Source organism: Undibacterium sp. JH2W (assembly GCF_049340425.1).
In the GTDB taxonomy this organism is placed as follows: domain Bacteria; phylum Pseudomonadota; class Gammaproteobacteria; order Burkholderiales; family Burkholderiaceae_D; genus Undibacterium.
In genome coordinates, this window is the sequence record NZ_JBMPOT010000005.1 from 290,841 (window position 1) to 304,547 (window position 13,707).

At 51.5% G+C, this 13,707-nt stretch carries 16 protein-coding genes; 5 read left to right on the forward strand and 11 right to left on the reverse strand.

Annotation, left to right across the window (positions count from 1 at the left end):
• The first annotated feature begins 1 nt into the window (after window position 1).
• Entirely contained in the window at window positions 2-508 is a 507-nt protein-coding gene (locus ACO0LC_RS09255; protein ID WP_423002368.1) for a M15 family metallopeptidase, read from the forward strand.
• Here ACO0LC_RS09255 and ACO0LC_RS09260 read toward each other — a convergent pair.
• Genes ACO0LC_RS09260 through ACO0LC_RS09275 form a run of 4 tightly spaced genes read right to left on the reverse strand, consistent with a single transcriptional unit; the run spans window position 505 to window position 4,256 of the window.
• Window positions 505-1,638, reverse strand: coding sequence for an ABC transporter permease (locus ACO0LC_RS09260; RefSeq protein ID WP_423002369.1), 1,134 nt, complete (start codon window positions 1,636-1,638; stop codon window positions 505-507). The genes ACO0LC_RS09255 and ACO0LC_RS09260 overlap by 4 nt on opposite strands.
• Window positions 1,635-2,597, reverse strand: coding sequence for an ABC transporter ATP-binding protein (locus tag ACO0LC_RS09265; protein WP_423002446.1), 963 nt, complete (start codon window positions 2,595-2,597; stop codon window positions 1,635-1,637). The genes ACO0LC_RS09260 and ACO0LC_RS09265 overlap by 4 nt, the downstream gene beginning before the upstream one ends.
• A 26-nt stretch (window positions 2,598-2,623) precedes the next feature.
• The gene (locus ACO0LC_RS09270; protein ID WP_423002370.1) at window positions 2,624-3,619 is read right to left on the reverse strand and encodes an HlyD family secretion protein; all 996 of its coding nucleotides are present in this window, start codon (window positions 3,617-3,619) and stop codon (window positions 2,624-2,626) included.
• Window positions 3,612-4,256: a TetR/AcrR family transcriptional regulator gene (locus ACO0LC_RS09275; protein ID WP_423002371.1), complete on the reverse strand. Its 645-nt coding sequence runs from the start codon at window positions 4,254-4,256 to the stop codon at window positions 3,612-3,614. The genes ACO0LC_RS09270 and ACO0LC_RS09275 overlap by 8 nt, the downstream gene beginning before the upstream one ends.
• A 384-nt stretch (window positions 4,257-4,640) precedes the next feature.
• Here ACO0LC_RS09275 and ACO0LC_RS09280 point away from each other — a divergent pair, with 384 nt between their 5' ends.
• On the forward strand, window positions 4,641-4,835 hold the full coding sequence (locus ACO0LC_RS09280) for a hypothetical protein (protein ID WP_423002372.1): 195 nt from the start codon (window positions 4,641-4,643) through the stop codon (window positions 4,833-4,835).
• 45 nt (window positions 4,836-4,880) lie between these two features.
• Here ACO0LC_RS09280 and ACO0LC_RS09285 read toward each other — a convergent pair whose 3' ends face one another.
• From ACO0LC_RS09285 to ACO0LC_RS09295, 3 genes are all read right to left on the reverse strand, one after another.
• Complete coding sequence (locus ACO0LC_RS09285) at window positions 4,881-5,747, reverse strand: HDOD domain-containing protein (RefSeq protein WP_423002373.1); 867 nt, start codon at window positions 5,745-5,747, stop codon at window positions 4,881-4,883.
• Between the two features lie 101 nt (window positions 5,748-5,848).
• The gene (locus tag ACO0LC_RS09290; RefSeq protein ID WP_423002374.1) at window positions 5,849-6,331 is read right to left on the reverse strand and encodes a CreA family protein; all 483 of its coding nucleotides are present in this window, start codon (window positions 6,329-6,331) and stop codon (window positions 5,849-5,851) included.
• Between the two features lie 55 nt (window positions 6,332-6,386).
• Complete coding sequence (locus tag ACO0LC_RS09295; RefSeq protein ID WP_423002375.1) at window positions 6,387-7,856, reverse strand: APC family permease; 1,470 nt, start codon at window positions 7,854-7,856, stop codon at window positions 6,387-6,389.
• A gap of 235 nt (window positions 7,857-8,091) precedes the next feature.
• Here ACO0LC_RS09295 and ACO0LC_RS09300 point away from each other — a divergent pair, with 235 nt between their 5' ends.
• Both ACO0LC_RS09300 and ACO0LC_RS09305 read left to right on the forward strand, forming a co-directional pair.
• Window positions 8,092-8,472: a DUF2946 family protein gene (locus ACO0LC_RS09300; RefSeq protein WP_423002376.1), complete on the forward strand. Its 381-nt coding sequence runs from the start codon at window positions 8,092-8,094 to the stop codon at window positions 8,470-8,472.
• A gap of 99 nt (window positions 8,473-8,571) precedes the next feature.
• The gene (locus tag ACO0LC_RS09305; RefSeq protein WP_423002377.1) at window positions 8,572-10,875 is read left to right on the forward strand and encodes a TonB-dependent receptor; all 2,304 of its coding nucleotides are present in this window, start codon (window positions 8,572-8,574) and stop codon (window positions 10,873-10,875) included.
• A 45-nt stretch (window positions 10,876-10,920) separates the two neighbouring features.
• Here the strand turns inward: ACO0LC_RS09305 and ACO0LC_RS09310 are convergent, their stop codons facing one another.
• From ACO0LC_RS09310 to ACO0LC_RS09325, 4 genes are all read right to left on the reverse strand, one after another.
• A complete protein-coding gene (locus ACO0LC_RS09310) occupies window positions 10,921-11,280 on the reverse strand; it encodes a 5-carboxymethyl-2-hydroxymuconate Delta-isomerase (RefSeq protein WP_423002378.1) in 360 nt (119 codons plus the stop codon).
• 140 nt (window positions 11,281-11,420) lie between these two features.
• The gene (locus ACO0LC_RS09315; protein ID WP_423002379.1) at window positions 11,421-11,585 is read right to left on the reverse strand and encodes a hypothetical protein; all 165 of its coding nucleotides are present in this window, start codon (window positions 11,583-11,585) and stop codon (window positions 11,421-11,423) included.
• A gap of 237 nt (window positions 11,586-11,822) precedes the next feature.
• Window positions 11,823-12,380: a hypothetical protein gene (locus tag ACO0LC_RS09320; RefSeq protein WP_423002380.1), complete on the reverse strand. Its 558-nt coding sequence runs from the start codon at window positions 12,378-12,380 to the stop codon at window positions 11,823-11,825.
• A gap of 31 nt (window positions 12,381-12,411) precedes the next feature.
• Window positions 12,412-12,828 carry a hypothetical protein gene (locus ACO0LC_RS09325; RefSeq protein ID WP_423002381.1) on the reverse strand — a complete coding sequence of 139 codons (417 nt, stop codon included), beginning with the start codon at window positions 12,826-12,828 and terminating at the stop codon, window positions 12,412-12,414.
• A 185-nt stretch (window positions 12,829-13,013) separates the two neighbouring features.
• Here ACO0LC_RS09325 and ACO0LC_RS09330 point away from each other — a divergent pair, with 185 nt between their 5' ends.
• Complete coding sequence (locus ACO0LC_RS09330; RefSeq protein WP_423002382.1) at window positions 13,014-13,697, forward strand: MarC family protein; 684 nt, start codon at window positions 13,014-13,016, stop codon at window positions 13,695-13,697.
• Window positions 13,698-13,707: the final 10 nt, after the last annotated feature.

The following is a 13,707-nucleotide window of genomic DNA, read 5'->3' on the forward strand; positions in this document are numbered from 1 at the left end:
CATGGCTATCAGCCAAGCTGCAAGTTTCAGCATACCGCCGCAACTGCTGGAACAGCGTGGCCTGCAACTGCAGCAGGAAGCCACAGAACTGGTGCTGGCAGAAACTGGCGCAGACGGCTGGCAATATTTGCTGACCCCCGCCGCCAGGCTCGCCTGGCAAGCGATGAAGCAGGCTGCCAGCCAGGATGGCATAGCACTACTCATGATCTCGGCATTTCGCAGCATCGCCAGACAAACCGGGATCATCAGCGACAAGCTAGCTCAGGGACAGCAACTGCAAGACATACTAAGAGTCTGCGCCCCACCCGGCTACAGCGAACACCACACCGGCCGCGCCATCGATATCGCCACACCAGAAGACCCGGAACTGGAAATTTCCTTCGACACCACGGCAGCCTTTGCCTGGCTGCAAAATAATGCCGGACGCTTTGGCTTTCAGATGTCCTACCCACCGGGGAATAGCAGCGGGTTTCAGTATGAGCCTTGGCATTGGTGTTTTCAATCTTAATCCAAAGTCTGCCTGTATCTCTTCAAAGCCAAAAACCCCGCCAGCAGTAAAAATATCAACATAGGCCACAGCTCTGGTGTGAGCTGGCCTGTGGTATTTCCCTTCAATAAAATACCGCGCACGATGCGCAAAAAGTGCGTCAAGGGTAAGGCTTCGCCTATGGCTTGTGCCCATTCCGGCATGGCGCGAAAAGGGAACATGAAGCCGGACAAGAGCATCGATGGCAGGAAGAAAAAGAAAGTCATCTGCATCGCTTGCAACTGGTTTTTTGCGATCGTGGAAAAGGTGAAGCCGACTGCCAGATTGGCCAGGATGAAGACGCCTATCATGCTCATGAGCAGGCTAAAGCTGCCCATCATGGGCACTTCAAATAGCAGGAAGGCGGCACTGATGATGACGCCGAGTTGCACATAACCTATCAACACATAGGGCAGGATTTTACCGACCATGACTTCTGCCGGGCGCACCGGGGTTGCCAGCAGGTTTTCCATGGTGCCGCGCTCACGCTCCCTGGTCATGGCCAGTGAAGTCAGCATGACCATGGTCATGGTGAGTATGGTGCCTATCAGACCAGGGACGATGTTATAGCGTGACAAGCCCTCGGGGTTATAGCGGCGGTGCACACGCACTTCATAAGCAGGCGTAGCGGTTTGCAGATATTGCAAAGGGCCTTTGAGGTCGTGATGTAAGGCCTGGGTGGCAATCGCATTCAACGCAGCAATGGCATTGCCGGAAGCAGAAGGATCAGTCGCATCGACAGAAATCAGTAAAGCCGGTTTTTCACCGCGCACCAGTTGCTGGTTGAACTGTGGCGGTATCACCAGCATGAATTGTATTTTGCCATTTTCCAGCAAGCTCTCTGCCTCTTGCTCGCTCTGGCCCATAGAGTCGATGCGAAAGTAGCCGGTGTTTTGCATGGCAACGACAAAGCTGCGCGCCATGGGGCTGTTGTCTGTGCTGACCACGGCGGTTGGCAAACCCTTGGGGTCGGTATTGATGGCATAGCCAAACAGGATGAGTTGCAGGATGGGGATGCCGACCGCCATGGCAAAGGTCAGGCGGTCACGCATCATTTGCTGGAATTCTTTGATGAAGATGGCGAACATACGTGCCATTGAAAATTTTTTCATGCCGCTGCCTTTTGCTGTTTTTGCCGCAGGTCGTCTTTGGAAAAATTATCAGGTGCACTGGCGATGAGGCTGATGAAGACATCTTCCAGGTTCGCTGCACTGGGCGTGATGTGTATATTGGCTTGATGCCTTATGCCATCGAGTGCCTGCAAGACCAGCGCCTCATCCAGTCCGGCGACATGGACGGCATTGCCGAATGCAGCCACACTTAATACCCCTGGCGCAGACTTCAAGGGTTCAAGTACAGAACCCAGTTGCTCACCCTGCAGCGTCCAGACCTTGAGTTTGGAGTCGCGTATGATTTCTGCCTCGGTACCACGCGCCAGTATTTTGCCGTAGGCGATATAGCAGAGTTCATGGCAGCGCTCTGCTTCGTCCATGTAATGGGTAGAGACGAGAACGGTAATGCCCTGGTCAGCCAACAAATGGATCTGGTCCCAAAAGTCACGACGCGCCTTGGGGTCGACGCCAGCTGTCGGTTCATCCAGTAAGAGCAGGCGCGGTTCATGAATGAGACAGGCAGCCAGTGCCAGCCTTTGCTTCCAGCCGCCCGACAATGAGCCTGCCAGTTGCTGCTGGCGGGCTGTCAGACCCAATCTTTCCAGAGACTGGTCAACGGCATTTTTTCTGTTGGACAGTTCAAACAGACGTGCTACGAAATCCAGGTTCTGGCGTATTGAGAGATCATCATACAGGCCGAATTTTTGCGTCATATAACCGACCTGACGCTTGATCTGCTCTGCCTGTTTGATGATATCCAGACCCAGACAGGAGCCGGTGCCAGCATCGGGCGTCAGCAAACCGCATAGCATGCGTATGGTGGTGGTCTTGCCGCTGCCATTAGGGCCAAGGAAACCGCAGATACGGCCTTTGGCAACTTGCAGTTCTACCTTATCAACCACGGCACGGCCACCATAGGATTTGCTCAGACCATGGACATTGATGGCGAGATTATCCATATTGACGCTGGTATTCGTTGTGCTATTCACTGTGCTTTCCCTGAACTTGCCGCAGACAACAGTGATACATCCAGAGGTTGGCCGGGATGCAGCAAGAGTTTATCGGCTTGATCAGGTTTGGCTTCGACCATGAACACCAGTTTAGCTCTTTGCGCATTTGAGTAAATCACAGGCGGTGTATATTCAGCCTGACTGGCGATGCGGGATATGTGGGCAGGTATGGCTGTTGCGCAGCCATCGCAATGCAGGCTGACTGCCTGGCCGACAGCGATCTTGCCTAGCTCACCTTCAGGCACAAAGAACCTGGCTTTGCGGTTTTCTGGCGGTAGCAGGGACAATACGGGCTGGCCCGCTTGCACATATTCACCCTGACGGAAAAACACTTCTGCCACCAGCGCATTCGCAGGTGCGTTTTGTGATTTTTGCCCTGAACGCCAGGTGGTCTGGCGCAATGCTTCTTTTGCGGCATCAGCACTGGCCTGGGCGGCAGCGCGCTCATCTACCCGGGCTGGCAGCTTGGCAACACTCAGTGCCGCGCTCAATTCTGCTACGCGTGCTTCAGCCAGTTTGACATTGGTTTGCGCATCATCCATGCGAGATTTGGATACAAAGCCCTGCCCCACCAATTGCTGCTGACGTGCCAGTTCCTGTCTTGCCAGGGCGGCTTGTACCTGGGCACTGCTCAGTTGTGCCTGAGTGACTGCGATCTCTTCTGCGCGCCTGCCTTTTTCTGTATTGCTGGCCTGTGCCTTTGCGTTTACAAGACGGGCATTGGCTTCGTCGTGAGCAGCATTCTCTGCTTCTGCATCAAGTGCAAACAACAAGCTATCCTTGGTGACTTGCTGGCCTGCCTGCACCTTGATGCTGTCGAGCTTACCACCCAGCGGCGCAGAGATATAGACGTATTCCCCTTCTGCATAGCCTGACCAGTTTTCCGGGGCCTTTTCATTGCAGGCTGCCAACATGGCAGACATGGCGAGAGACACTGGCAATGCTGCCAAGAGTTTAAATTTTTTATCCACGGTGTAACTCCTCATTTGTTGCAGCCAGGGCATACAGTGCACGGTTGACGCGGTCGGCAATGGCGGCATCGCTCAATACCAGGCTCAGGGGTTCTTGCAGCATGGGGGGTACAAAGCCCATGTCCAGTGCGCGTGGCACGATGACCATGGGGGCAGCGACACTGCCCATCAGAAATGAGAGTGCATAGGTAGGCGGGGCCATGGCTATCTCGCCAGCCTGCATGGCTTGCATCAGCAAGCTGGTGATCAGCATTACATGACGTGCGCCGTTTTTTTCCAGGAACTGCCTGGCGACTTGCTCACCTTGAGCAGCATCAGCCCAGACCCGCCCTATCCAGCTGCCATGCTCACGCAGCAAACGTCCCAGCAGGCACAGTGCTTCACGCAAACGCTGTACGGGCGAGCCTTCATGATTCACCTCGGCCTGCAATTGCACGAACACCTCGTCATACATGGTTTGCAACAATTGGGTCAGGAAATTATCTTTATTTTTAAAGTGATAATGGAACATGCCTACATTCACACCTGCATGTTCAGCCAGCATGCGCAGGGACAAGCCACCACAGCCATGCTGCGCAAACAGGGCGCGCCCACTTTGCAATAAGACTTCATCGAGTTGTTGGGATGGACGTGCCATTTTCTTTACTTAACAATTATTATGCAGTTGACTAATAATTGAAGTTTGCAGGCGTATGAACACCAAGTCAAGCGCTTTTTGAAGTCTTATTAAATGTTTATTTTTAAAATAAAATGAAAGATGACATCAAAGCAGCATCTTCTGCGACGGCAATTTCGTCCCTCAGTTCGTCCGCTGCAAACGCATTCCGATACTAAAAAATTGCACTTCGTCGCCTGCTACTGGCGGCCAATATTGCGACGGCCTAAAGTGCAATCACTCCCACCCGAATTGAAAGGAAATATCATGAACATCACAGCAAACATGGACGGCGTAGTCATTGCAACTATCGCCCTGGTTATCCTGAGCAGTTTGTTGCGCGTCATCATCGCTTAAGGAAAAAGGATGTTAGGCTTTTTGATCTGGATTATCTTGTTTGTACTCTGCTGGCCTTTAGCCATACTGGCCCTGGTGATTTACCCACTGGTGTGGCTGGTGCTGCTACCCTTCCGCGTACTGGGCATTGCAGTGAATGGCGTGTTTGAATTATTGCGGGCGATCTTCATGTTGCCCGCCAATTTGTTAAAAAGCCGCCCATAAAATGGACGGCTTTTAGCTGGAGAAGCTGTCTGTCACGAATACAGGCTAATGCGCATGATTGAATAATTCATGTAATTCTTCAAACCTGTCTTCGACTTCATCGGCAGACAAGCCCAAAAATTCACAAGCGGCAGCACCACCTTTTTCCCATTCACAAGAAGATTCTTGTCCATGGTATTTTTGTATTCCATATTCAGCCAGCAAGGCCAATGCGATCAGGCTTTTGACTGCGTCTTCAGTACTGGCATCATGCAAGACACTATAGTCGTGATGCAAGAGTATGGCCAAAGATACACTCTCAGGCAAACCCCAGGTACGCGCCATCAGGGAACCTATCGCCGTGTGCGAGGTAGTATGACGCTGTTCTTCTATGGTAGTGAAAGTTTCATGCGCTTCCTGGCTGGCAAGATCCAGGGTTTCATTGTAATCAGGGAAACGCTCCAGCAGCAAGGGTATGCCTATATCGCAAAACAGGCCAAAAGTATGGGCCTGGTCAGGTGGACATACGCGCATGCGTCTGGCCAGTTGTGTCATGGCCTGGGCGCGCTTGGTAGAAAAATCCCAGAATTTGACCAGGGAGACTTTCTCAACTTGTATGCTTTGACGGGCGATGATGCCTGTCATCAAATTACCGCATTGGGTAATACCCAATAAATTAACCGCATGCTCAACCGACTTGGCTTTCAGGCGCAAACCAAAGAAAGAAGAGTTGGCCAGCTTTAACAAAGATGCCGACATGGCCACGTCATTGGCAATGATATTGGTCAGCTTGCGAGGGTCGGGGTCATCTACCGCCAGTTCAGACTGAACATCTGCCAGCAAGCTGGGGCGTGGCGGGATACGTATCGTCTTGATAAGCGCATCAACGGATTGTTCAGTGGTCAGCTTGGGAGCTGCGGCGGAGCTTATCATAATAGTACACTAGGGGAAATTACGCTTACAGGCTACATTGTAAGCGTAATTGCTTGCTACATAGAAAAACCCGCGCATTTTTTCCATGTCAGTTTGCCACTTTATTTGACAGGGATGGGGGTACTGCGATCAACGGCTACAGCGGTCACACTGTTCTTGGGAGAGCCATCTATCAATTTGTCAGAGTATGTTAAATAGATCAGTGCGTTGCGTTTTTGATCCACCATGCGGACTATGCGCAGCTTTTTAAACAAGATGGACAGGCTCTGGTTAAACACTTCGTCTTGTTGCTTGAGCGAGCCAGGGAAACTGATAGGACCAACCTGACGACAGGCTATCGACGCTTCTGACTTGTCTTCTGCCAAACCCAGGCCACCAGAAATACCACCTGTCTTGGCACGTGATATATAACAGGTAATGCCATTCACCTTAGGGTCATCATAGGCTTCCACTACGACTTTATGGTCAGGGCCTATGAGCTTGAAGGCGGTATCCACACTACCTATATTCTCAGCATGTGCCACCAGACTGAAGCTGGCGATCAATGCCGTTGTGGCAGCTAAACTCAAAAATGACAGTTTCATAATCTCGCTCTTTTCCTGGATGCGCCGCAAACCGGGCGCATCAGGAATATCAGGCTTATTGTTGTTTATTCAAGTGTGAATGGGCTTTGCTATACAGGAAATAAATTGCGATAGCGACTGCCATCCAGATAAAGAACACATGGTAAGTGGTGGCCGACAAGTCCTTCAGGATATACAGGCAAGCCAGAATGCTCAAGCCCGGGATCAGATAAGGGCCAAAAGGCACGCGGAAACCACCCGCTTCTTCACCCAGTTTTTGCCTGCGTATGACAGGTACGGCAACCGATACCACCATGAAGGCGACCAGGGTCCCCATACTGACCATGTCCCACAAGAAAGTGGAGTCAACCAAGCCAGCCACGATACCCACCAGCAGGCAAACAATGATGGTATTGCTGACAGGGGTACGGGTACGCGCATGCACGCGCTGGAATGAACTGGGGATCAGGCCATCTTTACTGATGGCAAACAAGATCCGGCTTTGACCATAGATGGTCACCAGGGTCACACTGAACACCGAGATCACGGCACCAGCAGACAAAATCAGCGCAGGCCAGGTCTTGCCTGTGACGTTTTGCAGGATCACGGCCAAGCCAGCTTCCTGCCCCTCAAACATCCTGGCAGGCTGGGCCCCCACTGCCGCCACAGCAACCAGTAAATAAAATACTGTCACGACTATGAGTGCCGCCATGATGCCCAAAGGCACATTGCGCTTCGGATCTTTCACCTCAGCCCCCGCCGTGGCTACGGTATCGAGGCCGATGAAGGAAAAGAATACTGTGCCGGCAGCCGCAGTCACGCCTGCCATGCCAGCCAGGCCTTTGCTGTTATCTGTATTAAAGAAAGGGGTGAAATGCTCGGCATTAAAACCGGAGAATGCCACGATGGCAAAAAAAGTCAGGATGACCAGCTTGATCATGACCATGACGGCATTCACGGTGGCCGACTCCTTGGCACCGCGCAACAAAAGTAAGCAGCAAATCGCTACCAGCACCATGGGTGGCAGATTAAATTGCCCGGCATGGAATTCCACGCCATTCGCCCCTGCCACGATCATAGGGGAACGCAACATTTCGGGTATTTGCCAGCCCAGAGCATTGTTCAGGAAATTATTCAGGTAAGCTGACCAGCCTATCGCAGTGGCACTGGCCGCCAGGCCATATTCCAGCAACAGACAAGCCGCAACGATGAAGGCACCAAATTCACCCACCGTGGCATAGGCATAGGAATAAGAAGAACCTGATGCCGGGATGCGCGAAGACAGCTCGGAATAGCACAAGGCAGTCAAGCCCGCAGTAATCGCAGCGATGATGAAAGACAGGATGACCGAAGGCCCGGCCTTGGGTACGGCTTCCACCATGGTGAAGAAAATACCAGTACCGATAGTAGAACCTACCCCTATCATGGTCAGGGCAAACAAACCCAGCGAGCGGTGCAGGGCATGGCCCTGGTCATCGGTCACTTGTTCGCTATGGTCTATGGGCTTGGTGCGGGTCAGTTGTTGACCCAGGCTAACTTGTCTCAAGATCTATCCTTCTACTTATGCCAAATACCTGTTGTGTAAAGGAGCTGATGCCTGACTCTCATCTGGACTACTTGCCCAGGTTTAGCTGTCTGCCATTGTGTGGTCGAGGTCAGGCTCGCCCCGAAAATCGCCATGATAGCCTCAAATTTGCCAGCTTTGATGTCAGTTCGCTTATTTTTCCAGACTTCCAACAGCGAATTTGTAGCTGCGCCGAAGGGTGATACAATGCCGTCCCATGTCCGTCCCCCGTATTTCCCTGTCGTGTTTTCGCCATCTGGTGCGCGCAGTACTGCTCATGTATGTACTGACGCTGGGTGTTGCCATGGCATCTACAGTCGTGAAATCCGGCGAGAAGGGTATGAACCTCATCTGTACCAGTACTGGCTATAAATTCGTCAAGCTTGGTGGCGATGGCGTGAAAGAAGAAGGCAAGAGCATGACGCACCTGCTGGATTGCTCCCTCTGTCTTGCCGTCAGTCTGCCTGCCAGCTTCCCGCAAAGCACGGTGCTGGCAGCCCCGCACGCCTTATCTTATGCCACCCGCTCTATCCCGGCAGCACGCCTGGCGGCGATTGTTGCAGCGCCCTTACCTGCGCGCGGGCCACCCACTCTCTAAAAAATAGTTTCAGTACAAACCTGCCATGCTCATACCCATCGCATGGCCAGGTTTGTTTTGCGCATCTGCTTGCGCCTCCCATTTTTTAGATTTATCTTTATGTCGAATTCTTCACGCACTATGCGCTTGCGCGCATTGACGGCTGCATTGGCTGCTGCCGCCCCTTTCTTGCCTGCTTCAGTACAGGCCACTGAAACCGCAGAAAATACCAGCACAGCAGAACGCGTCATCATCAATGGTGACCGTCCATCTTCCCTGCCCAAAGAAATACCCACCACCATAGAAGGCATCAATGCCAAGACCATGGAGCAGACCATCAATGCCATCGACGCTGAAGATGCCCTTAAATACCTGCCCAGCCTGCTGGTGCGCAAACGCTATGTGGGTGACTATAACCACGCGGTCCTGGCAACACGCGCCTCCGGCACTGGCAATAGCGCACGCTCCCTGGTTTATGCCGATGGGATACTGCTCTCCAATCTGCTGGGCAATGGTGCCAGTTTCACACCGCGCTGGGGTCTGGTGACGCCAGAGGAAATCGAGAGAGTGGATGTACTGTACGGCCCGTTCTCGGCGGCCTATGCAGGTAACTCTGTCGGTGCCGTGGTCGACTATGTGACACGCATGCCCAGGCAATTTGAAGCCCATGCCAAGCTGGTTGGCTTTAGTGAAAACTTCCAGCAATATGGCACCGACAAGACGTATAGCGGCAAGCAGCTCAGCGCCAGCCTGGGTAATAAGCAAGGTGCATTCTCCTGGTGGTTGACTGTGAACCAGCTTGATAGCGATGGTCACCCTATCGTCTTCGCCAATAAGCTGATGTCCACAGGCGTCAGCAGTACGGCAGGTAAAGCTGTCACGGGTGCCATTGCCGACAAAAATCCCCAGGGTCTGGACTGGTGGGTGGTAGGTGCGACCGGTCAGTACCACACTACCCAGGACCATGCGAAAATCAAGCTGGCGTATGACTTTAGCCCGACCTTGCGCGCCAGCTATACCTTAGGCTACTGGCGCAATAATATGGATAGTGGCGTCGAAAGCTATTTGCGTGATGCAGCGGGCAATGCCGTGTATAGCGGCGACATCAATATCGCTGGCAAGAAATATACGCTAGCGCCTACCGATATGGCTAACAGCAAAAACCAGCTCGAACATATCACCCATGGCCTGAACCTGAAGAGCAATACCAAAGGTGAGTTCGACTGGGAAGTAGCGGCCAGCCTGTATGATTACAACAAGGATATCGCCCGCGCCCCTACTGTGGCAATTCCACAGGCAGATAGTGGCGGCGCAGGACGTATTACGGATGGTGCAGGTACAGGCTGGAACACCATGGCATTGAAAGGTATCTGGCGTCCTGTGTCAGAGCATACTGCCGAATTTGGTTACCAGCGCGAAGCATACAAAATGCGCACCCTGGTGTCGGATACCGATGACTGGATCAATGGCGGGGCACTCAAGCGCTTCTCAGGCTTCCAGGGTAATACCCAATTGCAAAGCCTGTATGCGCAAGATGCCTGGCGTATCAATCCAGAATGGAAAGCCATCCTCGGTGCTCGCCTGGAACAATGGCAGGCAGATCATGGTGCCATCTCATCTGCGGGCAGCACCCTGCCCTTTGCTGAACGCAAGGAAAATCATTTCTCGCCCAAGGCAGCCATAGCCTACAAGGCCAATGAAGACTGGACCCTGAAAGCCTCGACCGGTCGTGCCGTGCGCATGCCTACCGTATCTGAACTCTATCAGGGTAGCATTTCGACGACGGCCATCGTTAATAATGACCCCAACCTGAAGCCTGAAAAATCCTGGACCATGGAATGGACAGCCGAACGGGTACTGAATGAAGGCAAGGGCTTTTTACGGACTACCTTGTTCCATGAAAGAACCAGGGATGCCCTGTATTCGCAAGTCAACACGCTGGTTACGCCAAATGTCACAAATATCCAGAATGTCGATGAAATTCATACCACGGGCCTGGAACTCGCTTATCAGGCCAGTGATGTCTACACCCGCGGCCTGGACCTGGCCGCCAGCCTGACTTATGCTAATTCCGAGATTACCCGCAATGACAAATTTCCAGCCAGTGTAGGCAAATGGCAGCCTCGCGTACCGGCCTGGCGCGCCAATCTTGTCGTCAGCTATCGCCCGGATGACAAGCTCAGCACCACGCTAGGCCTGCGCTATAGTGGCAAGCAATATGGCTCACTAGACAATAGCGATAGCAATGCCTTTACTTACCAGGGTTTTTCCAGCTTTGTGGTGGCCGATGTACGCGTGCGCTACCAGTTAGCCAGACAATGGGTCGCTTCTATCGGCATAGACAATCTGAACAATAAAAAATACTGGGCCTTCCACCCGTATACACAACGCACTGTGGTCGGCGAATTGAAATTTGATTTTTAAACTGATGTAAATAAACAAGAAGGCAAGAAGGCGCGTTTTGATTTATCAATTACTCAAATGCGCCTTCGCATATGTTTCCTTGTCGATTTCCAGCACCTCAACACAGAGCTGTACATCCAGCCCTGCGGGCCAGGTCTGGGTAGCCTGTATGACCGCCAGCACACGCTCGGATAACTCTCTCCTCACTTCTGGACTACGGCCTTTCAGGATAGCCAGTTTGGCATGCAAGAACGCCCTATCTGCAGACTGAGTACCTATCAACACATCATCCAGGCGTATCGCCCGGCTCTTGATATCAATTTCTTCGAAATGATGTGTATCGACTAAAGCCCGATTGATTTTCAACAATAAATCCTGCGACTTGATGGGCAGGTTGTCGGAATATTCCAAAGTAAAATGAGGCATGCAATTCTTTCTGATACTGATAATTTTTATAGTCTTGCTTTTATAGTGCTACCTGCATGAGCAGATAGGAATTTCTGACATCGCTTATCAAAAACCACAAGATGCATGCATGGCACCAGCATGGTTGTCTGGATGCACAGTCAGCGACACTGTTGCATGCCATGTTCAGGTGCCATATCCAGATCAGCCAGCATCATGGATTTGCCATGGCTCTGGTGCCGATAAGCGGGTAATAAGGCAATGTGCAAGAAATTCCAGAGTAAATCCTGATGCCGGTGAAGCAAGGGAGAAAAGCTTAAACTCATTAAGGCATTAAAAAGTGTGAATTCAATTGCTCTATTCTAAGCAAATATCGAAACTATTGCTTGACGTCACTACCTGTGAGTAAAAACGGCCGATGAGCAGAGTAGCTGCAATCTGGTTCAACATCCAATTCAAGCAAGCCACATAGCACACAAAAAAGCGCGAAGTAAATGTTTTCAAGGCACATCCCCCATTACGATCAATGGAAACATAAAAACTCAAAGTTTGAGCAATGTCGATTAATTCTCTTGATCGGTGACATTTCCAGCAGGACATTCATTTGCAATTCCTTTTACCCATGTCGGGACGGTGCCTGTGGCTTGAAAACCTTCTATGGCTTCGTTAGCTTCATTGTATTTAGGGTGGCAAGTAAAAGTTGCCAGTAGCTTGCCATCTGAAATACGCCTTAATTTATAGAATATCGGGCTAACGCCATGTGGGTAGCTTTGTCTGTACGCGACTGCTGTATCTCCCCGGGCAAAACTCCAGCCCCAGATAGGTGGAGCTTCTTGAAATCGCCTGATTACCTTGCCCTTGCGAAAAATGACTAAAGCCGTTGGCAAGGGATAAGAGGTGCAGCAATTTTTTGTCGCAGCGAGCCAAGCGACGGTCAGCCCGGAACCCGATATACGAGGCTGTTCAAATGCCTGTTGCTCATCTTCCGTCAGAGGAGCCCTGAACTTGCCCGACTTGCTGACAATTGTAAGTTGACTGAGATCTTCACTGATGCTTGCCGCTTGATAGAAAGCACTATCACCCTGTCCGGCCATGAGGAAGAATGCAATAATAAAAGTCATGGTCATCAGGAAAAATTACGTAAAGTGAGTATCATTTTCCTGCTGCCTGGCCATATACTTTTTTCATTTCATCCTCAGAATTGCAGCCTCCCACATACTCACTATCAAAGATCATGGGTTCCCACTTACTCTCCATGATGGATGCTTTATTGGCGACTATATAATAACGAGTACACGCCTGCACATCGAGCAGCATGGCTTTTTGTGTGGGAATATGCGAACCTGAATGGGCCAGTTCAACGACGACCCTGTGCATGCCTGGTTCCAGTTGCACTGGCCCGCGAAAATACAGGGTTTGATCGACAGAAACTATGCGTACAGGATACAGGTGATTCGGCAAGTGGCGGTCTGGATGCCCACTCAGGAAAGACAAGGGGGCGCTCTGGCAGGCAGTGAGCAAAATCGCGCCCAGGGTAGTGGCGGCTAATAATTTAATGCTGGATAACATACGCTGGCTTGTCCGCAGAATAAGGTCTACGCCTGATTGTACAATAGTCACTCATCTGCTCCCTCGCAATTATTTGTATCGTGTGTTTGTATTGTTTAGTAGTACCAGATTTGGATACTGGCAGTATATAGTCGCAGTTCCTGCTTTTCTCATGCATAATCGAAACAAATCTTTATGGAGCAAGCATGAGCATCACGATGATCATTTTTTTCAAGGCCCTGATCGTAGTACCGATCACCTTGTTACCTATCCTGAACCCTATCGCCATTGCCCCGATATTTCTATCCATGACGGGCCCCATAGAACCGCCACTGGCCAACCGGCTGGCAAAGCGCATCGCCCTGAATTGCTTTTTTTTGCTCATGGGTGCCATCTTCGTTGGTTCTTATGTGCTGGATTTTTTTGGCATTTCCCTGCCCATCGTCAGGGTGGCGGGTGGTATCGTGGTGGCCATGGCAGGCTGGAAATTGCTGAACGACCAGGGGCAGGATAATTTGCGCACTTCGGTGGCGGCATCCCATGGCGGCAGCTGGTCACGCGAGGAATTGCGTCGCCGCAGTTTTTACCCTTTCAGCTTTCCCCTGACAGTCGGGCCAGGCACGATTGCGGCCTCCATCACCCTCGGTACGCAAATGCCACATAAGCCTGTGGACTGGATCATTACCAGCATCGCCTCTCTGCTGGGTGTCTTGCTCACCAGTCTGGTGATCTATCTGTGTTATCGCTTCGCCCGTAATATGGAAAGAGTGCTGGGTGATGTCGGTGCCATCGTCTTGCTGCGCTTGTCTGCCTTCATTTTATTATGCATAGGCATAGAAATTGGCTGGGCTGGCGTCTCTGATTTGTTGGGTGATTTAAAACTCCACTAAGCAATTTGCG

Bases quoted from the DNA above. Each gene is read 5' to 3' on its own strand.
- ACO0LC_RS09255 (WP_423002368.1), top strand. From the start codon at position 2: ATGGCTATCAGCCAAGCTGCAAGTTTCAGCATACCGCCGCAACTGCTG.
- ACO0LC_RS09260 (WP_423002369.1), bottom strand. From the start codon at position 1,638: ATGAAAAAATTTTCAATGGCACGTATGTTCGCCATCTTCATCAAAGAA.
- ACO0LC_RS09265 (WP_423002446.1), bottom strand. From the start codon at position 2,597: ATGGATAATCTCGCCATCAATGTCCATGGTCTGAGCAAATCCTATGGT.
- ACO0LC_RS09275 (WP_423002371.1), bottom strand. From the start codon at position 4,256: ATGGCACGTCCATCCCAACAACTCGATGAAGTCTTATTGCAAAGTGGG.
- ACO0LC_RS09280 (WP_423002372.1), top strand. From the start codon at position 4,641: ATGTTAGGCTTTTTGATCTGGATTATCTTGTTTGTACTCTGCTGGCCT.
- ACO0LC_RS09285 (WP_423002373.1), bottom strand. From the start codon at position 5,747: ATGATAAGCTCCGCCGCAGCTCCCAAGCTGACCACTGAACAATCCGTT.
- ACO0LC_RS09290 (WP_423002374.1), bottom strand. From the start codon at position 6,331: ATGAAACTGTCATTTTTGAGTTTAGCTGCCACAACGGCATTGATCGCC.
- ACO0LC_RS09300 (WP_423002376.1), top strand. From the start codon at position 8,092: ATGTCCGTCCCCCGTATTTCCCTGTCGTGTTTTCGCCATCTGGTGCGC.
- ACO0LC_RS09305 (WP_423002377.1), top strand. From the start codon at position 8,572: ATGTCGAATTCTTCACGCACTATGCGCTTGCGCGCATTGACGGCTGCA.
- ACO0LC_RS09310 (WP_423002378.1), bottom strand. From the start codon at position 11,280: ATGCCTCATTTTACTTTGGAATATTCCGACAACCTGCCCATCAAGTCG.
- ACO0LC_RS09315 (WP_423002379.1), bottom strand. From the start codon at position 11,585: ATGAGTTTAAGCTTTTCTCCCTTGCTTCACCGGCATCAGGATTTACTC.
- ACO0LC_RS09320 (WP_423002380.1), bottom strand. From the start codon at position 12,380: ATGACTTTTATTATTGCATTCTTCCTCATGGCCGGACAGGGTGATAGT.
- ACO0LC_RS09325 (WP_423002381.1), bottom strand. From the start codon at position 12,828: ATGTTATCCAGCATTAAATTATTAGCCGCCACTACCCTGGGCGCGATT.
- ACO0LC_RS09330 (WP_423002382.1), top strand. From the start codon at position 13,014: ATGAGCATCACGATGATCATTTTTTTCAAGGCCCTGATCGTAGTACCG.